Below are 17,540 nucleotides of genomic sequence, written 5' to 3'. Positions count from 1 at the left end.
CGTGACAGGCATGGACATCAAGCTTTCACAGTGCTTCATCGCCGTCGACGACCACGACAAGGCGCTCGCCTTCTACCGCGACGCGCTCGGCCTCGAGGTGCGCAACGACGTCGGGTTCGAGGGCATGCGCTGGGTGACCGTGGGCTCGCCCTCGCAGCCGGACGTGGAGCTCGTCCTCGAGCCGCCGCTCGCGGACCCGAACGCCACGGACGCCGACCGCCAGGCGGTGGCCGAGCTGCTGGCCAAGGGCATGCTGCGCGGCGTCATCTTCCGGACCGACGACGTCGACGCCATGTTCGAACGGATCCGCGCCGCGGGCGGCGAGGTGCTCCAGGAGCCCATGGACCAGCCGTACGGCGTCCGCGACTGCGCCTTCCGCGACCCGGCCGGGAACATGCTCCGGTTCAACCAGCCGCGCGCCGAGTAGGGACACGAGGGGCGGGCGACCAGGACGACGGGCAGCGGGTGCGCGCCGGATGCACCCGCCGACGGATATCGGTATCGCCCACAGGCCCGTTGGGCATTAATCTGTGCGCGTGACTGCCGGGTCGGCCATGGGCCACGAACGAGTAGGGCACCCGGCCTCGGCATGATGCCGGGGCGGGCGAGAGGCCCGCCTTTTCCGCTTTCCGCGACGCGATACGTCCACGCCGTCCTCGGAACCGATGCGCACACCGAACTGCGCCGCGCGCTCGCGCACACGCGCGTAAGCCCGCACGGCCGCCGGGCCCGCACACCCGCATGCGCATCCGCCCCGGACCTGCACGCCCGCGGCCCGTACGCATGACGCACGTACCGTGCCCGGACGTATCGCATCGCCCGTATCCCCGTACGCCTCGCGACGCTCGTACGCCTCCGCGGCATCCGCGTGTGACGCGTCACTCCGCCATCCACCCCAGCGACCCGAACGCCGTTCCAGGGGTGAATTCGCCGTGCCCGAAAACCGGGAAGGCACAAGAAGCCACAAGCAGAAAGCAGAGAATGCCGAACGATTTCAATCAGCAGGTCATCGATGAGTTCCGCGCCAACCGCGGCCGCGTCGGAGGCTGTTTCGAGGGAGCCCGGCTGCTCCTTCTCACGACCACCGGGGCACGATCCGGCGCACCGCACACCACTCCCGTCGGCTACCTCGCCGACGGCGGCGAACGCGTGCTCGTCGTCGCCTCCGCCGGCGGCTCGCCCAAGCACCCCGACTGGTACCACAACATCCTCGCGAACCCCCGGCTCACCGTCGAGGACGGCGTCTTCACCTACGAGGCCCACGCCGTGGTGCTCGACGGAGAGGAGCGCGACCGCGCCTTCGCCCGCGCCGCGGAGGCGGATCCCGGCTGGGCCGAGTACCAGGCCAGGACCGAGCGCGTGATCCCGGTGGTCGCGCTCGAGTCGGTCGAGAACGGCCCGCCGAACATGGGCACCACGTCCATGGGCGAGGCCATCAAGGCGGTCCACGACGCCTTCCGGCGCGAACTCTCCCTCATCCGGGACGAGATCGCCACGTCCGGTCCCAGGCTCGGCGCTCAGCTCCGGATCAACTGCCTGACCCTCTGCCAGGGCCTGCACAACCACCACACCGGCGAGGACACCGCCCTCTTCCCCTTCCTCGCCGGCCGGCACGAGGAACTCGCACCGGTCATGGACCGGCTGCGCGAGGAGCACGGGAGGATCGCGGCACTCCTGGACGAACTGCGCCGCGCCGTCACGGCGGACGACACCGAGCCCGCACTCGTTCAGGCCGAAGTCGGACGGCTCACCGAGGATCTCTAGGCGCATCTCGCCTACGAGGAGAAGGAGTTGATACCCGCGCTCGACGCCGCGGCACGCTGACCGCGGCGGGAAACGGCGGCCCCGGGCGCACGGCTCGAACTCGCGCGGAAGGACTGACCGACCGGTGGCGACTCGCCGTGGACAGCGCCGGCGTGGTGCGCGGGGACTGCCGGCCGTGGGACCCGCGGGCGGGTCTGCGCTGCTCAAGGGGAAGACGAGGGGAGCTGAGAGCGGCGCTTGCACCAGGCCTGCAAGGCGTCGGCGATCTGCCACGGCTCGGGCACGGAGCCCAGCCCGAGCGGACCGGCGCCGCGCAGCATGACCCGGTGCAGGCGCCCTGCCGTCTCCTCCAGCCGCGCCCTCTCGGCCCCGGAGCCGGTGTCGGGGGCCGGGCCGCGCACGGTCAGTGCGGATCGGATGATGTCCGTGAACACCGACTGGGCCTCCTTGAAGGCCAACAGCAGCTTCAGGTCGTGCCGCCACCCCCGTGAGGCACCCGGCCGAACCCGCTCCACCCGGCGCGCCCAGTCCCGGGCGACCGCCGCGGCCTGCCGGTCCGGGTAGCCGGCCAGATGGAGATGGGTGGCCAGGTCGTAGAGGGGATCACCGGCGATCGCGAGCTCCCAGTCGATCGTCCAGAGCGTCCGATGGGCGTCCAGGACGAGGTTCTCCCGGTGGAGATCCCCGTGCAGGAGGCAGAAGGGGCGCTGACGCAGCCCTTCGGCGCCGTCCCGGAGCCGACGCAGGGAGCCGTCCGTGACGCCCAGGCCCTCGAACAGGTCCCCGTACTCCGACTCGTTGTCCTGGTAGACCCGGGTTTCGACGAACCGGATCAGCCCTCGCAGAAAGCCCGCGGTGTCTCCGTCCCGAGGCCGGTCGGCCGGATGGCAGTTCCGTTCGAGATCCAGGTCGACCGGCCGGATCGCCACCAACTCGGTGAACAGCCGGAGGAGTTGCCCGACGACCTCCCAGGGCAGCCACCCCTCGCGCCCGTACCGCGTGCCGAGTGTGACGCCCTCCACGAATCGCTGCAGCGGCACGCCCTCGACCTCGACGATCTCGGGCACGCCGCCCACCCGTCCGCGGAGCTCCCCGATCAACCGCTCCTCGGACGCGAAGCACCTGCGGTCGAACCAGAGGAGTCCCGGCTTGGGCTCACGGCACTTCCAGCGCACCGTGCCGTCCACACCGAGGGCCCCGGCCACCTCGGGCGGCAAGGGGATCACATACGTCTCGTGGTGATGGCCCTCGATCGGCCCCTCGACCCGGTTTTCGTCACGGCTCAGGGCGATGGCTCGCCGACGTGCGGCGGACATCGGTTCGCCCATGGCCGCAGCCCTCTTGCCCGGTGGTACCGAAGTGAGGAGTGCACGCTACCGCCTCATGGACCCTCCCGTCCCACGCACGCGCCTCCCCGCCCCACCACGGCGCCCTCGAATGCCCCGTGCGGGTGAGGGAGCCGCCCCCGCGAGGGCGCTCGGGGGCGCGGTGGCCGCCGCGGCCGGTTCGTTCCCGTCACAGCACTAGGGTGCGCGGCGACGCCGGACGATCGCGAGCAGCGGTTCCAGTGAGTCCACGATCACCGCGGCGCCGGCCGCGCGGAGTCGTTCCGCACGGCCGGCGCCCTGGGCGTAGCCGAGGAAGCTGACGCCCGCGGCGCGGGCCGCCAACAGGTCCGAGGGGGTGTCTCCGATCATCAGGGTGCCTGCCGGGGTCGCACCGAGGGAGTCCAGCGCTCGCAGCACACAGTCCGGGTCGGGCTTGAGGAGGTCGAGGTCCGGGGCACGGCCGTGGATGTGGGGGGCGAAGCACTCGCTCAGACCGCGCACGGTGAGGTACTCCTCGGCCGCCCGGGGCGAGTTGTTCGTGGCGACGGCCAGTCCGGACGCGACCGCGCTCCACGTGCGGATCAGGGGGTCCGCGTAGGCGGTCGGCCAGGCGCTCCGGGTGGCGAGCAGTTCCTGGCGGGTGAGCTCCCGCTCCAGCCCCTCGACCACGTCGCTGCCCGGGTGCAGCCGGCCCACCGCCCGCAGTACGTCGTGCGGGTCCTGGGCGGCCCGCTGCACGTCCGTGAGCCGCACCTCGCCGCCGTGCCGGTCCAGCCAGCCGACCAGGCTCTCCGCGACGCCTGCGGCGGGGTGTCGGGCGAAGAGGCGGCAGATGGGGCCGTCGAAGTCGAAGAGGACGTGGTCGGCCCCTTTGATCAGATCCTCGATGGTCTCCGCCACGTGCGCCGCCTGTTCGTCGAGTGCCGCATCAGTCATCACGAAGAGAGTGTCAGGTTCATGGCGATGGTGTTCCAGAGTGCGTCGAACCACTTGCTCGACTGTTCCACGAAAGCGGTGTCCCGGGGCCCGTTCCCGACGTCGAACGGGAAGAGGAGGGACTGCGTGCCGAGAGTGTCGAACATCTCCACGGTGGTCGCCTCGATCTCCTCCTCCCGCCTGGTCACGGTGTAGTACGCGAAGAGGGCCTCGGTGCCGTTGAGCACGTAGAGCTTCACCGGCGGGGTGAACGGCAGCGCGCGGAAGGCGACCGTGACGTCGATGCCGTGGGAGACGCGCAGCGCCTGGAGGTTGTGGCGCAGCACCATGCCCTGGGCGTTGCGCTGCGCGAGCCAGCGCTGGTGGACCAGGTCGTCCTCGTCCGTGTCGGCGACGGACGTCGGGAAGGCGAGGTGGATGTTGCGGTCGGGCAGCAGCAGCCGCACCTCGACCGACTCGGGCCGGATCCGCCCCTCGTGGATCAGCCGCAGCGGTTCCGCCAGGGCCAGCATGAGCGTCTCGGCCGTGAGGCACAGGGCGTCTATGCGCACCTCCGGCACCGAGAACGCCTTCGCCAGCTGCGGCGCCAGGGCGACCATCGTGGGCTGGGGCCGGACGTCCTCGCCGTCGCCCGCGTCGTCCGGGCGCTCGGCGATCCGCGCCGGGGCGCCCCGGGTGACATGGGTGAGGAGACCGTCCTCCTGGAGGAGCCTGAGGGCCTGCCGTACGATGCCGCGCTCCACGCCGAACTCCTGGACGAGCTGGGACTGCGTGGGCATGTGATCACCGGGCCGGAGCGCACCGCTGTCGATCCGGCCGCGCAACACATCGGCGATGTCGTGATGTGTCGGCTTTCTTCCGTTCACCGTGTCGTTCTCGTGGTTCACAACTCGACGCTACAACTCTTCCGGAGTTATGGGGAGTTACCGAACACTGGTTAGTCGACATTGCCAAGTGGGGACAACTTCAATTGAGTTGGCGCCAACTCGCAAGACATGGTCGAAGTGATCCCGCACCGCCCCGAGTTGGCCGATCTTCGACGACTGCGCTCCTCCCCGACCCCAAGGAGGGACCTGCCATGCCACTCATCGCCTTCGCCCTCGAGGAATTCGTCCAGTGGCGGTTCGGCCTCATGGGCGCGATCGGCCTGGGACTGCTCAGCTTCGGTCTGCGCGCCAGGAACGCCGCGTGCACCGGCGTGGGCAGCGTCGTGCTGGCACTGCTGCTGCACTCCGCCTCGGTATGACGCCGGCGGGCGGTCCCGCCGCCCGTCCGGTTCGACAGGATCCGGTGCCGCACCGCCCCGGCGTACGCCGGGCCCACGCCCGGTCGGGCTCGTCCGGCTCCGGTCCGGTGCTCAGAACATGTCCGGGCACCAGGCCCGCCGCCGTGCCCGGAACACCGCGTCCGCCAGGGCCGCCACGTCCGCGCGCACCTCCGTCACCCGACCCAGCGCCATCAGCCGCAGCACCGACTCGTCCCCCAGGTACAGCGACCCCAACGCCCCCAGGTCCATGGAGAGATCGGCCGGCAGCCCGGTCGGCGAACACCGCGCCGCGCCTCCGGGCGCCACCTCCAGCCGGAACCGGCCGCCGGCCAGGCCCAGCGGGTCGTGCACGTCCAGCACCAGCGTGCCGGGGGTGTCGTACGTACGCGCCTCCAGCGCCCGTGCGACGTCCAGCACCCGCACCCACAGGAAGTCCGCGCAGGTGACGGTCCGGGCGGCGCGCGGATCGGGCAGCAGCAACGGAAGCAGATCGTCCGGCGCCCGTCGTCCCGTCCTCACCGTGGTGACCCAGTCCACCGAGCACACGAAGTGCCACAGGGCCCGCTCGGCGGCGGGTGACACGGCGATCAGCTTCTCGACCTCCAGCACCGTGTCCGGCTGCCCGGCGTCGGACCAGCCGGAGTCCTCGGCCCGGTAGACCACCAAGCCCTCCACCTCACCGGCCGCCGAGCGGTACACCGCGTAGAACGGCTCCTTCCAGGGCTCCGGCCCCACCTGGGCCGCGCCCGTGTTGACCTGCCACCAGCGCTCGTCGCGGTCGGTCGCCCCGGCCCGGCCGGGACGGAAGCGGTCGTACAGTTCGGGGCCGAACTTGCGGACCTCCTCGCCGTCGGCCAGATCGATCCGGCCGCCGTCCCCGGGGCCCGACCAGCGCGGGTCGAGCCCGGTGCGCGCCACGTCGACGCTCCACTCCGTGAACCAGGCCGCGGGACCGAAGCCGTACCGACCGTAGATCGGGAACTCGGCCGCGATCAGCGTCGACACGATCTCGCCACGCTCCTTCGCGGCCGCGAGATCCACCGTGATCATCCTGGTGAGCAGGCCGCGCCGACGGTGCGTCGGCGAGACCGTGACGTTCGAGATGGCGTTCGCCGGCACGGCGGCGCCGCCCGGGACCGTGAGCTGCTGGGTGTAGGAACGGTACGTCGCGACACAGCGGCCCGCCTCGAAGGCACCCTGCACCCGCGGCAGATCGAAGTGCGGCAGCCGGTCGGCGGCCAGTTCCTCGCTCACCACCGGGGGCTGCAGGAAACCGGTCCTGCAGGCGCGCAGCCAGTCGGCGATCTCGGGCTCGGTGACGGGGCGCACATCTGGGCTCATGACACCCACGCTATGCCGCCCCGCCCCCGCTCGTCGCAGGGATTACGGGCGCCCTCCGCGAGCCCCGGCCCACCCGGCGGACGGGGTCGGCCAGGGCCCGTCCGGCCGGCCCGGCGTCAGGTGAGCAGGTCGTCCACCTGCGCTTCGCCCTCACGGTACCTGCGGGCGATCTCCGCGCTGCAGTCGTCCGCGGTGCGCTGCAACTGCTGCCGCTGTCCGGAGACTTCCTGTTCGTAGTCCGCGAGCCGCCCCATCGCCGCGCGCAGTTCGTCGTCCGTGCGCGCCTCCAGGTCGGACAGCTCGACCTCGGAGAGCATCTCCGCGGCCAGCAGCCGGTACTCCTCGCCGCGCGGCACGGACAGGGTGACGTGTCGGGCCGAACTGCCGCGCCGCGACGGCGGGTCGGCGAGGATCCGCGAGAGCCGGTCGACCACCGCGGCGTCCGGACCGGACCCGTCCGGACCGGACGCCGCGGCGGGATGCAGCGGCGACGGCGGCGCCGAACGCCGGGACAGCTCCGCGCGCAGGATGTCGATCCGGCCCTGCAGCAGCCGTCGTACATAGCTCAGATCGGCCTCGTCCCGCTGGGACTCCTTGCGCAGGGCCCGCAGCTCCGGCAGCCGCAGGACAGCGAGATCGCGCACGCCGGAGTCGGGACAGCTCTCTCCGGTGCGCTGCGCGGGCGGGCGGGCGGTGCCGGCCCCCGAGCAGGCACCGCGGGTCATCTGTACGGGACCGGGCGACTGCCCGGCGCCAGGTGTGCTCATGCGTGAATCAGTCCCCTCGACCGGTGCATGAGGTCTCCCCGGGCCCGGAGGGCCGAGGGGATGCACCGACTCCGTGCATCGTGCCATTACGAACGGTGCCCCTGCAGGCGGTCTGCACCCGTTCAGCCCCCGATAGGTTGGTCTGTATGCGTGCAGTGGTGCAGAGGGTCGACGGCGCGAGCGTCGTGGTGGCCGGTGAGACCGTGGGAGAGATCGTCGGCGAGGGGCTGTGCGTCCTGGTGGGGGTGACCCACCAGGACACGCCCGAGAAGGCGGCGCAACTCGCCCGGAAGCTCTGGTCGGTGCGGATCCTCGAAGGCGAGAAGTCCTGCTCGGACGTGAACGCCCCCTTGCTGGTGATCTCCCAGTTCACCCTCTACGGGGACGCCCGGAAGGGCCGCCGCCCCACCTGGAACGCCGCCGCACCCGGCGAGATCGCCGAGCCGCTCGTGGACGAGGTGGTGGCGCGGCTGCGGGAGCTGGGCGCACGGGTGGAGACGGGCCGGTTCGGGGCGCGGATGAGGGTCTCGCTCACCAACGACGGACCGTTCACGGTGCTGCTGGAGGTGTAGTGCGGACGCCCCGGTCCGGGCGACGCGCTCCGCGGGAGCCGCGCAGCCCGGGTGGGCCCCTACGGCTCGACCACGACCTCCTGGGCCGCGGCCGTGCTCCCGGCCAGCAGCTCCGCGTCCACCGGTACGTTCCGCTTCACCAGGGCGAGGGCGATCGGCCCCAGCTCGTGGTGGCGGGCCGAGGTCGTGATGAAGCCGAGCTGGCGGCCCTCCTCGCCGTCCGCGGCCAGCCGGACCGGCGTGCCGTGCCCCGGCAGATGTACCTCGCTGCCGTCGAGGTGCAGGAACACCAGCCGGCGCGGCGGCTTCCCCAGGTTGTGGACGCGCGCCACGGTCTCCTGCCCCCGGTAGCAGCCCTTCTGCAGATGCACGGCGGGCCCGATCAGCCCGACCTCGTGCGGGATGGTGCGGTGGTCGGTCTCGAAGCCCAGCCGCGGCCGGTGGGCCTCCACGCGCAGGGCCTCGTACGCCAGGACGCCGATCGCCGGGCCGTTGGCCGCCGCGTAAGACTCCAGCGCGACACGCGGCAGGAACAGGTCGCGGCCCTGCGGGGTCTCCCGTACGACCACGCCCTCCGGGACTTCCGCGATCGAACCGGCGGGCAGATGCACGAGCGCGAACTCGTCCGTACGGTCCGCGACGTCCACCTGGTAGAAGAACCTCATCGACTCCAGGTACGCGAGGAGCGCCTCCTGCGTCCCCGGTTCGACGTGCGCCCACACCGTCTCGCCGTCGTCCACGAGGTACAGCGCGTGCTCGATGTGTCCGTGCGCCGAGAGAATCAGGGCCTCGGTGGCCTCCCCGGCGGGGAGCTCGCTGACGTGCTGGGTGAGCAGCAGATGCAGCCAGCCGAGCCGGTCCTTCCCGGAGACGGTGATCACGCCGCGGTGCGAGAGGTCGACGAGACCGGTGCCGTCGGCGAGGGCACGCTGCTCACGGAACAGATCGCCGTAGTGGGCCGCGACACCTTCGTCGCGTCCCTCGGCGGGAACGGCGCCGGGCAGGGACAGCAGAGGGCTGATCGTTGAATGTCGCTGCATGGCCCCAAGCCTACGACTGCCCGCCGGCGGCCTTCCCCGCGCACTTCCGGCACTGGCCGAAGATCGCGAAGTGCTTCATGTCGGTGTTGAAGCCGAACTTCTCGCGGAGATCGGCGGTGAACCCGGCGGCGACGTCGACGTCCGCCTCGATCACGTCCCCGCAGTCGCGGCAGACCAGATGGAGGTGGTGGTGCCGGTCGGCCAGATGGTAGGTGGGGGCGCCGTGCCCGAGGTGGGCGTGCGAGACCAGGCCCAGTTCCTCCAGCAGCTCCAGGGTCCGGTAGACCGTCGAGATGTTCACCCCGGAGGCCGTCTTGCGCACCTCGACGAGGATGTCGTCGGGCGTCGCGTGCTCCAGCGCGTCGACGGCTTCGAGGACGAGCTGGCGCTGCGGGGTCAGCCGGTAACCGCGCTGCCGCAGATCACTCTTCCAGTCGGTGCTCACCACGCGTCCAGTGTAGGCAGCCCGGAGCGGGGGCGCGGAGGGACGGCGACCCGTCCGCGCCCCTGGATTCCGCCGGAGCCGCGGGGCGTGCGATGAGGGCTACCCGTGCCGCCGATCACGAGGGGTGCTCGACGCACGCGGGAGTCGCCGAAGGACGGGACGTCACCGCCGGGACGTCACTTGAAGAAGGCGATGCCGTCGTCCGGCAGGTCACCGAGGTCCTTGGCCCAGGCCTCGACCTGCTCGGGCGTGACGACCTTCTTCAGATGCGCCGACATGTACGGCCGCAACGGCACCTCGGGGGTGGACTTCTCGCCGACCCACATCAGGTCGCCCTTGACGTAGCCGTAGAGCCGCTTGCCTCCGGAGTACTGCGGGGAGGCGGCGGTGCGCGCGACGGCGTCCGTGGCCAGGTCGATCTGCGGCTTCTTGTCCGCCAGATCGCCGTACCAGATCTCCACGACGCCCTGGTCGCGGACCATGACGACCTCGACCTTCCGGTCCTTGTCGATCCTCCAGTAGCCGGACTCGCTCTCCAGGGGGCGGACCTTCCTGCCTTCGGAGTCCAGCACCCAGCTGTGCGAGACGTACTCGATGAAGTCCCGGCCGTCGTGGCTGAAGGTCACGGACTGGCCGAAGTTGCACTTCTCCGAGCCGGGGAAGTCGGACACACCCGCGCCTTCCCAGGTGCCGAGGAGAAAGGCGAGCGGCACGAGGTCGGGGTTGAGGTCGGACGGGATCTCGATCATGGCTGGCTCTGTCGGTCAGTGGGATACGGGACTAGCGCTGGCCCTGGTACAGCTTCTTCACGGCCAGGCCGGTGAAGGCGAGCACGCCGACACACACCAGGACCAGCAGAAGTTCGAAGAAAACAATCACGGGTGCTCCTCGGGTGAGCGCGAAGGCAGATCGGGCCGCACCCCAGCTTAGTGGGCGGGGACACGGCCCTCTCTGCGAGGTCGGCCCAGCAGCCGGTTCTGCAGGACGACGGTCTGGTGGGAGGGTACGGAAAGGGCCTCGCCTTCGGGAGCGGACGATCAGCACGGCCGTGTCACCGGCGACGACGGCGCTGTCGAAGACGTCGTTGCCGACCATGACGTCCCCGTGCGGCAGGTTCCGACTGTGTTCCGCGCAGTGCCGGAAGGGTCCTCCACGAGACCTGCAGGCGCGCATTTCGTTCGTCCGCGCTCATACAACTGGCCCGCGCCCCCGATCACGGGGCGTGGCCATGGGTTGTGGCCGCGCCGATTACAGTTCGGCGTATGGCGAAGAAGCTCGTGATCAAGGTGACCGCCGGGGCCGACGCCCCCGAACGCTGCTCGCAGGCCTTCACGGTCGCCGCCGTCGCCGTGGCCAGCGGGGTGGAGGTCTCGCTCTGGCTGACGGGGGAGTCGTCGTGGTTCGCCCTGCCGGGCCGGGCCGGGGAGTTCGAGCTGCCGCACGCGGCGCCGCTGCCGGACCTGATCGACTCGATCCTGGCGGCGGGGCGGATCACCCTCTGCACGCAGTGCGCGGCGCGCCGCGAGATCACCGAGAAGGACGTGATCGAAGGCGTACGGATCGCGGGCGCGCAGGTCTTCGTCAGCGAGGCGACGGCCGACGGCACGCAGGCGCTCGTCTACTGAAGGGTGCCGGGCCCCGGGATCGGGCAGCAGGAACGAACGGGGTCGGGCAGCGGGCGTCGGGCGGGCTCGACGCCGCGTGTCACGGGCGCGGGCCCGAGCCCGGCTTCCTCTTCCCGTCCAGTTCGTCCCACCACTCGTCGGACTGCGGGTCTCCGGACGGGTCGTCCCACCAGCGGTCCTCGGGACCGCGCCGGTTCGCCACCACCGCGGCGAGCGGAGGGATCACCATGGCGACGACGCACATGCCGACGGCGACCGGTACCGACCAGAGGCGTACGAAGGCCCAGGCGGACACGAAGAGGACGAGGCATCCGCCCATGAGCAGGAAGTAGGCGTGACGGCGCCGCGCGTACATACCCCCAGCGTAGGTCCCGCCGCCCACGACGGCACGAAGGGCCGCACCCACGTCCAGGAAAGCGTCCAACCCCCTGGGGTGCGGCCCTTCGGCCGGTTTCCGTCGACTGCCGTCAGACGGCGATGGCCACCTCGGAGAGGCCACCCGTCTGCGCGACGACCGTACGGTCCGCCGTGGCGCCCGGGACGAGGGCGCGCACGGTCCACGTCCCCTCGGCCGCGTAGAAGCGGAACTGTCCGGTCGCCGAGGTCGGGACCTCGGCGGTGAACTCGCCGGTCGAGTCCAGCAGACGCACATAGCCGGTGACCGGCTCGCCGTCGCGGGTCACCTGACCCTGGATGGTGGTCTCACCGGGCTTGATCGTCGAGGCGTCGGGGCCGCCGGCCTTCGCTCCACACATGCTTTTCTGTCCTTACGCTCGAGGGGTCCGGAGGTCCGGGGCTTACTTGTTCGCGCCGAGCTCGATCGGCACGCCGACGAGGGAGCCGTACTCGGTCCACGAGCCGTCGTAGTTCTTGACGTTCTCCACACCGAGCAGCTCGTGCAGGACGAACCAGGTCAGCGCGGAGCGCTCACCGATGCGGCAGTAGGCGATGGTGTCCTTCGCCAGGTCGACCTGCTCCTCGGCGTAGAGGGCCTTGAGCTCGTCGTCCGACTTGAAGGTGCCGTCGTCGTTGGCGTTCTTCGACCACGGGATGTTGCGGGCGCTCGGCACGTGGCCGGGGCGCTGCGACTGCTCCTGCGGCAGGTGGGCCGGGGCGAGCAGCTTGCCGCTGAACTCGTCGGGCGAACGGACGTCGACCAGGTTCTGGCTGCCGATGGCGGCGACGACGTCGTCGCGGAAGGCGCGGATGGTCGTGTCCTGGGCCTTGGCCCGGTACTCGGTGGCCGGGCGCTGCGGGACCTCGGAGCCGTCGACGAGGTCGCGGGAGTCGAGCTCCCACTTCTTGCGTCCGCCGTCGAGGAGCTTCACGTCCTGGTGGCCGTAGAGCTTGAAGTACCAGTACGCGTAGGAGGCGAACCAGTTGTTGTTGCCGCCGTAGAGGACGACCGTGTCGTCGTTCGCGATCCCCTTCTCCGACAGCAGCTTCTCGAAGCCGGCCTGGTCCACGAAGTCACGGCGGACCGGGTCCTGGAGGTCCTTCTGCCAGTCGATCCGGACGGCGTTCTTGATGTGGTTCTTGTCGTAGGCCGAGGTGTCCTCGTCGACCTCGACGACGACGACCTTCGGGTCGTCCAGGCGGGCCTCGACCCAGTCGGCGTCTACCAGGACGTCGCTGCGGCTCATGCTGTTTCTCCTCCGGGGCAGTGTGCGGCGGGTGGTGCGCTGGGGTGTCGCGCGGGGTTGTGCGGGTGCGCCGCAAGGGCGTCAGGCACGAGGGTTGGCCCTGATCCGTGGCAGGTCAGAGGGCCCGGGGAATACGGAAGTCGACGCTTCCGCTCAGATGGCGCGACAGAGCATGGCGGCGACACGGCACAGGTCGACTGCCCGCCGCTTCGTGAGATCCGCCTGTCGCTTCATGGGTCCGATCGTAGGGACGAGTCGGCGGCCGTGTCACCGGCGTGTCGCATTCTGAGACACGATCGTCCGAAAGGTGGAATGGGTGACCTCCGTCGAGGCGCCCGGCGCCACCGGCGGGGTCCGCCGTCGGGACGGCTTCTGCGGACCGGACACGACCGTCTCAGCATCCGGCCACTCGGAGCATCGGCACCCGGGCGACGGCGCGGCGGCTCAGCCGGCCAGCGGAACGTCCCGGCCCGAGACGGTGATGACGAGGCCGTTCTCCTCCGCCTGCACCTTCTCCAGCTCCATCCCCTGCGGCAGCCCGCTGATCCCACGGTCGAAGTCGGTCTTCCCCCGGATCAGGTCCTCGAGCCTCGGTATGCCCTCCCCGGGCACCCTGTCGGCGCGCACCCGGATCGTGTCGCCGTCGACGAGGCTGACGGTGGACACCACGCTGCGGGAGATCGTGCGGCCGAGGATGCCGACCGAGCCGGTGACCTTCACCTTGCCGTTCCCGCCGTAGGCCAGAGTGACGTCCTCGTCCGCCGCCGCGGCGAGATCGGCGTACGAAATGCGGGCCGTGCCGGTCGCGGTCGTCGCCGTCGCGCTGGAGAAGTCCGCGCCGAGTCGCACGTCGTGCAGGGCGGCCGACATCTCGGTGACGACGACCCGGCGCCCGTTGGCGCCGGCCTCGATGCCCCGGACGGTGACGTCCACGCGCTCGAGCTCCTTGCCGGCGACCTGGGTCAGGAACGGGAAGCCGGCGATCGACACCTCCGTCGTCCCGGACGGGCCCTGGCGCGCCTTGACCCTCTCGGCGGCCTCCGACTCGGCGTAGTTGAGCAGCAGCCGGTCGGCGGCGACGAAGAGCCCGCCGAGGATCACCGCGGTGATCAGCAGTATTCGCAGTGCGCGCACGCCTGGTTCTCCCACCCCTGTCGCGGCCGCCCCGGACGGAGACGGACTCAATGATCGACGTCCGGGGGCACGCTAATGGTTCCCGTCCGGACCGGACCAGGCCTCAGCCGAGGGCACGGCCCAGCAGGTGGACGATCGGCGCCGCGGCGGTGAGCGGCAGCGCGACACCGGCCGTCATGTGCACGAAGCGGGACGGGTAGTCGTAGCTCGCCACCCGCAGGCCGACGAGCGCGCAGACCCCCGCGCCGAGGGCCGGGAGCGCGGCCTCCGCACCCGCCCCGGTGACCGCGCCGGCCGCGATCCCCGCGCCCGCGGCGCCCAGCAGGGCCACGGCCACCGAGGCGACTCCGGGGAGCGGGAGCGCCCGGGCCAGGGCCGCGACGGCGACCGCCGCGCCGCCTGCCGCGACCGCGTCCGGGGCGGCGGCGAGGAACCCGGCCGCCACGATCGTCAGCGCAGCCGAGGCGATCGTCGCCATGAGCCCGTACATCCGCTCGTCCGGGGCCGCGTGGCTGCGCAGCTGCAGCACGAGCGTGAGGAGCACCCAGACGCCGAGGGCGCCGACGAGCGCGGCCGGGGCGTGCTCCCGGCCCACGGCCAGCAGCACGGCGTCGGCGACGAGACCGCCGGCGAAGGCGAGCGCGATGCCCTGGCGGGCGGGCCACATGCCGTTCAGCCGGAACCAGCCGGCCGCGGTGAGGCCTTGCAGCGCGATCAGAGGGATCAGCAGCAGGTACGGCGAGATGCCGGCGGTCGCCGCGAGCAGCAGGCCGGTGAGCGCCGTGAGACCTGCGGGCTGCATCCCGGGCGGGATGATCGGCGACCGGCCCTCGGCGCGGGCGCGCTGGGCGTCGGTGACGCGGGCGTTGCCCAGGGTGGTGGGCGTGCCGTAGGCGGGCTCGGGTCCGCCGGGGGGAACGGGAGCGGTCGGCGATGGGGCGACCGGTCCGTACGAGGCCCCCTGCGGCCCGTAGGCCACGGGCGCGCCCGGGACGGGGGCCACGGAGGGGCCGGCCGGAGCCGGGCCGGCGGCGGGAGCGGCCGGCGTCTCCGGCGGCAGCGGGTACGCCCCCGGCGCCGCGCCCACCGGCGGCAGGTACGAGGTCTCCGCGGCGGCCTGCGAGTGCTGGGCGCCGTGCGGGTACGGGGCGTGCGGGTACGGGGCGTGCTGCCCGGGTTCGACGACCGGCTGGTACTGGGTGTCCCAGGTCTGCCCCTCCCACGTCTGGGTGACGTGGGGGTCCGGCGGGTTCTGCCCGTAGGGGTCGTGCGTGCCGTACGGATGCTGCTGATCGCTGCTCATGCTGTGCGGTTCACCCTCCTGCGAACGGCGGGAGCACCTCGACCGTGCCGCCCTCGGCCAGCCGTACGGTCTCATGCCCGCGGGTCCCGACGGGCGCGCCGTCGACGAGGAAGGAACACCGCTGGAGTACGCGCACGAGCTCGCCCGGGTGCCTCTCACGGGCGGCCTCCAGCGCCTCGGCCAGGTTCTCCGCGGCGTACGCCTCCTCGGCCACCCCGGCGGCGGCCTTGGCCGCGGCCCAGTAGCGGATGGTCCCCGCTGCCATCACGGCACTCCTCTCTCCGGCTCGTCGACTGTCCATCATGGGCTATGCGCGGACGAGCCAGTCCGCGAGGCGCCCCAGGAGCGCTTCGTCGGCCGCGTTCTCCGCGTGTCCCATGCCCGGTTCCAGCCACAGCTCGGACGGTCCGGCCGCGGCCAGCATCCGGGGGTGGTCCAGCGGGAAGTACGGGTCGCGGTCGCCGTGGACGATCAGCAGCGGGGTCGGGGCGATCAGCGGCACGGCCTCCACCGGGGAGAGCGGCACCGGGTCCCAGTCCTCGGGATGGATGCGGGTGCGCAGGCCGTAGCGCCCGACGAACCGGCCGACCGGCCGGGTGACCACCCAGTGGAGCCGGCGCATCGGGGCCGTCCCCCGGTAGTACCAGCGGGCCGGCGCGCTCACGGCCGCGACGGCGTCGGTACGGCCCGCGGACGGGTCGGGCGCCGGCCGCGGCCCACCGGCGTCCCCGTACGACCGCCCCCGCACGCCACGCGTGTCGACACCGTCGCCGGTGTCCGCCGCGGCGCGCTCCCCCGCCTGTCCGGCGAAGGCCGCCCCGTACAGAGCCGCGTGCCGCAGCACCACCGAGCCGCCCATCGAGAAGCCGACCGTGACGACGCGCCGGTGCCCCAGGGACCGCGCCCAGGCGACCGCCGCCGCCAGGTCCAGCACCTCGCGGTCGCCGACGGTCGAGTGCCCACCGGACCGGCCGTGCCCGCGGAAGGAGAAGGTGACGACCGCCGCCCGGCGGGCGAGGACACGAGCCGCCCGGCGCACCGCGGGACGGTCCACCGAACCGGTGAAGCCGTGCGCCACGACGATCGCCGTGCCGGCGTCCACGGCCGTGGGACCGCTTCCGGACGTCCCGTGGGACCGGTCCGTGCGGGGCTCGTGGAGGGCCTCCACGAGGACCCCGTCGGCGGTCCTCAGCGTTGCGCGCAGGGGACCCGGGGTGATCGAGGAAACATCCACACTGTGAAATCGGCCCTCCGACACGGATGTCATGTGGGCTATTCTGCTTGGCAGAGGATCCGGGCGACGCAGCCCCCGGGTCCTTTTGTGTTTCCAGGCCGTTGTTACAGACAGGTGAACGAAACGATCGCGGAACCCGGGGCGCGGGCGCCGCGGCCGGGCAAGAAGCAGTTGCCGCACACTCCCCCGCGGTCTTCGGGCGTGGGAGGGACCCCCTCTCGCAGGGACGAGGAGGAACCGACGTTATGGGCGAGCGAACCGTGCACGACCGAGAAACGACGACCCGGGCCGGGGAGACGGCCGGGGCAGGTGGGGCGCGATGAGTTCTCTGCTGCTCCTGACCAACGCCCTCCAGCCGTCCACGGAGGTGCTTCCCGCCCTCGGCCTGCTGCTGCACAACGTACGCGTGGCCCCGGCGGAGGGCCCGGCCCTCGTCGACACCCCGGGCGCCGACGTGATCCTGGTCGACGGCCGGCGCGACCTCCCCCAGGTGCGCAGTCTCTGCCAGCTGCTCCGCTCCACCGGGCCCGGCTGCCCGCTCGTGCTCGTCGTCACGGAGGGCGGTCTGGCGGCCGTCACCGCCGACTGGGGCATCGACGACGTGCTGCTGGACACGGCCGGCCCCGCCGAGGTGGAGGCCCGGCTCCGGCTGGCGATGGGTCGCCAGCAGCTCACCACCGACGACTCCCCCATGGAGATCCGCAACGGTGACCTGTCGGTGGACGAGGCGACGTACAGCGCGAAGCTGAAGGGCCGGGTCCTGGACCTGACCTTCAAGGAGTTCGAACTGCTGAAGTACCTGGCCCAGCACCCCGGCCGGGTCTTCACCCGGGCCCAGCTGCTCCAGGAGGTCTGGGGCTACGACTACTTCGGCGGCACGCGCACGGTCGACGTCCACGTACGGCGGCTGCGCGCCAAGCTCGGCCCCGAGCACGAGTCCCTGATCGGCACCGTGCGCAACGTGGGCTACCGCTTCGTCACGCCGGAGAAGTCCGAGCGCGCGGCGGAGGAGGCGGCAGCGGCCAAGGCGAAGAAGGCGTCCGCCGGGTCCGCCGCCCCCGCGGCGGACGTGGCCGAGGACGCCGGGAACGCCGCGAACGTCGAGGCCGCCGTACGCCCTGCCCAGAGGTAGGTCACCACG

At 72.0% G+C, this 17,540-nt stretch carries 22 protein-coding genes; 6 read left to right on the top strand and 16 right to left on the bottom strand.

Annotated features, from left to right (window positions below; translation table 11 throughout):
* The first annotated feature begins 10 nt into the window (after positions 1-10).
* Both O7595_RS18000 and O7595_RS17995 read left to right on the top strand, forming a co-directional pair.
* Positions 11-427, top strand: a complete 417-nt coding sequence (locus tag O7595_RS18000) for a VOC family protein (RefSeq protein ID WP_269729673.1) — start codon at positions 11-13, stop codon at positions 425-427.
* A 554-nt stretch (positions 428-981) separates the two neighbouring features.
* Positions 982-1,764: a nitroreductase/quinone reductase family protein gene (locus tag O7595_RS17995; protein WP_269729672.1), complete on the top strand. Its 783-nt coding sequence runs from the start codon at positions 982-984 to the stop codon at positions 1,762-1,764.
* A 203-nt stretch (positions 1,765-1,967) separates the two neighbouring features.
* Here the strand turns inward: O7595_RS17995 and O7595_RS17990 are convergent, their stop codons facing one another.
* The 3 genes from O7595_RS17990 to O7595_RS17980 all read right to left on the bottom strand — a co-directional run bounded on the left by O7595_RS17990 (position 1,968) and on the right by O7595_RS17980 (position 4,915).
* Positions 1,968-3,092 (bottom strand): phosphotransferase, encoded by a 1,125-nt coding sequence (locus O7595_RS17990; RefSeq protein ID WP_269729671.1) that lies wholly within the window; start codon positions 3,090-3,092, stop codon positions 1,968-1,970.
* Between the two features lie 195 nt (positions 3,093-3,287).
* Entirely contained in the window at positions 3,288-4,028 is a 741-nt protein-coding gene (locus tag O7595_RS17985) for an HAD family hydrolase (RefSeq protein ID WP_269729670.1), read from the bottom strand.
* A complete protein-coding gene (locus tag O7595_RS17980) occupies positions 4,028-4,915 on the bottom strand; it encodes a winged helix-turn-helix domain-containing protein (protein ID WP_269729669.1) in 888 nt (295 codons plus the stop codon). The genes O7595_RS17985 and O7595_RS17980 overlap by 1 nt, the downstream gene beginning before the upstream one ends.
* A 191-nt stretch (positions 4,916-5,106) precedes the next feature.
* Between O7595_RS17980 and O7595_RS17975 the strand changes: the two genes are divergently transcribed.
* A complete protein-coding gene (locus tag O7595_RS17975; RefSeq protein WP_269729668.1) occupies positions 5,107-5,274 on the top strand; it encodes a hypothetical protein in 168 nt (55 codons plus the stop codon).
* A gap of 111 nt (positions 5,275-5,385) precedes the next feature.
* On the opposite strand, the gene O7595_RS17970 is transcribed toward O7595_RS17975, so the two are convergent.
* Positions 5,386-6,636, bottom strand: coding sequence for a GNAT family N-acetyltransferase (locus O7595_RS17970; protein WP_269729667.1), 1,251 nt, complete (start codon positions 6,634-6,636; stop codon positions 5,386-5,388).
* 116 nt (positions 6,637-6,752) lie between these two features.
* The gene (locus O7595_RS17965) at positions 6,753-7,403 is read right to left on the bottom strand and encodes an RsiG family protein (protein ID WP_269729666.1); all 651 of its coding nucleotides are present in this window, start codon (positions 7,401-7,403) and stop codon (positions 6,753-6,755) included.
* A 146-nt stretch (positions 7,404-7,549) separates the two neighbouring features.
* On the opposite strand from O7595_RS17965, the gene dtd reads away from it, so the two are divergent.
* Complete coding sequence (dtd, locus tag O7595_RS17960; RefSeq protein ID WP_269729665.1) at positions 7,550-7,975, top strand: D-aminoacyl-tRNA deacylase; 426 nt, start codon at positions 7,550-7,552, stop codon at positions 7,973-7,975.
* Between the two features lie 59 nt (positions 7,976-8,034).
* Here dtd and ygfZ read toward each other — a convergent pair whose 3' ends face one another.
* From ygfZ to O7595_RS17945, 3 genes are all read right to left on the bottom strand, one after another.
* Positions 8,035-9,015 carry a CAF17-like 4Fe-4S cluster assembly/insertion protein YgfZ gene (gene ygfZ, locus O7595_RS17955; RefSeq protein WP_269729664.1) on the bottom strand — a complete coding sequence of 327 codons (981 nt, stop codon included), beginning with the start codon at positions 9,013-9,015 and terminating at the stop codon, positions 8,035-8,037.
* Positions 9,016-9,025: 10 nt separating this feature from the next.
* Positions 9,026-9,463 carry a Fur family transcriptional regulator gene (locus O7595_RS17950; protein ID WP_269729663.1) on the bottom strand — a complete coding sequence of 146 codons (438 nt, stop codon included), beginning with the start codon at positions 9,461-9,463 and terminating at the stop codon, positions 9,026-9,028.
* 173 nt (positions 9,464-9,636) lie between these two features.
* Positions 9,637-10,209 (bottom strand): FABP family protein, encoded by a 573-nt coding sequence (locus O7595_RS17945; protein ID WP_269729662.1) that lies wholly within the window; start codon positions 10,207-10,209, stop codon positions 9,637-9,639.
* 513 nt (positions 10,210-10,722) lie between these two features.
* On the opposite strand from O7595_RS17945, the gene O7595_RS17940 reads away from it, so the two are divergent.
* Entirely contained in the window at positions 10,723-11,085 is a 363-nt protein-coding gene (locus O7595_RS17940) for a DsrE family protein (RefSeq protein WP_269729661.1), read from the top strand.
* A gap of 79 nt (positions 11,086-11,164) precedes the next feature.
* On the opposite strand, the gene O7595_RS17935 is transcribed toward O7595_RS17940, so the two are convergent.
* The 8 genes from O7595_RS17935 to O7595_RS17905 form a co-directional block, all read right to left on the bottom strand.
* The gene (locus tag O7595_RS17935; protein WP_093661261.1) at positions 11,165-11,440 is read right to left on the bottom strand and encodes a DUF3099 domain-containing protein; all 276 of its coding nucleotides are present in this window, start codon (positions 11,438-11,440) and stop codon (positions 11,165-11,167) included.
* Between the two features lie 112 nt (positions 11,441-11,552).
* The gene (locus O7595_RS17930) at positions 11,553-11,840 is read right to left on the bottom strand and encodes a DUF1416 domain-containing protein (protein ID WP_017945923.1); all 288 of its coding nucleotides are present in this window, start codon (positions 11,838-11,840) and stop codon (positions 11,553-11,555) included.
* Positions 11,841-11,882: 42 nt separating this feature from the next.
* Entirely contained in the window at positions 11,883-12,728 is an 846-nt protein-coding gene (locus tag O7595_RS17925) for a sulfurtransferase (protein ID WP_269729660.1), read from the bottom strand.
* Positions 12,729-12,881: 153 nt separating this feature from the next.
* On the bottom strand, positions 12,882-12,962 hold the full coding sequence (locus O7595_RS33895; RefSeq protein ID WP_352103060.1) for a putative leader peptide: 81 nt from the start codon (positions 12,960-12,962) through the stop codon (positions 12,882-12,884).
* Positions 12,963-13,172: 210 nt separating this feature from the next.
* Entirely contained in the window at positions 13,173-13,862 is a 690-nt protein-coding gene (locus tag O7595_RS17920) for an LmeA family phospholipid-binding protein (RefSeq protein ID WP_269729659.1), read from the bottom strand.
* A 103-nt stretch (positions 13,863-13,965) separates the two neighbouring features.
* Positions 13,966-15,165: a hypothetical protein gene (locus O7595_RS17915; protein ID WP_269729658.1), complete on the bottom strand. Its 1,200-nt coding sequence runs from the start codon at positions 15,163-15,165 to the stop codon at positions 13,966-13,968.
* Positions 15,166-15,175: 10 nt separating this feature from the next.
* On the bottom strand, positions 15,176-15,430 hold the full coding sequence (locus O7595_RS17910; RefSeq protein ID WP_269729657.1) for a MoaD/ThiS family protein: 255 nt from the start codon (positions 15,428-15,430) through the stop codon (positions 15,176-15,178).
* 42 nt (positions 15,431-15,472) lie between these two features.
* Positions 15,473-16,432 carry an alpha/beta hydrolase gene (locus tag O7595_RS17905; protein ID WP_269729656.1) on the bottom strand — a complete coding sequence of 320 codons (960 nt, stop codon included), beginning with the start codon at positions 16,430-16,432 and terminating at the stop codon, positions 15,473-15,475.
* Positions 16,433-16,718: 286 nt separating this feature from the next.
* Between O7595_RS17905 and O7595_RS17900 the strand changes: the two genes are divergently transcribed.
* Positions 16,719-17,531: a winged helix-turn-helix transcriptional regulator gene (locus O7595_RS17900; protein ID WP_269729655.1), complete on the top strand. Its 813-nt coding sequence runs from the start codon at positions 16,719-16,721 to the stop codon at positions 17,529-17,531.
* Positions 17,532-17,540: the final 9 nt, after the last annotated feature.

This window comes from Streptomyces sp. WMMC940 (assembly GCF_027460265.1).
GTDB lineage: Bacteria > Actinomycetota > Actinomycetes > Streptomycetales > Streptomycetaceae > Streptomyces.
This window is presented reverse-complemented; position numbering and strand designations above follow the sequence as displayed.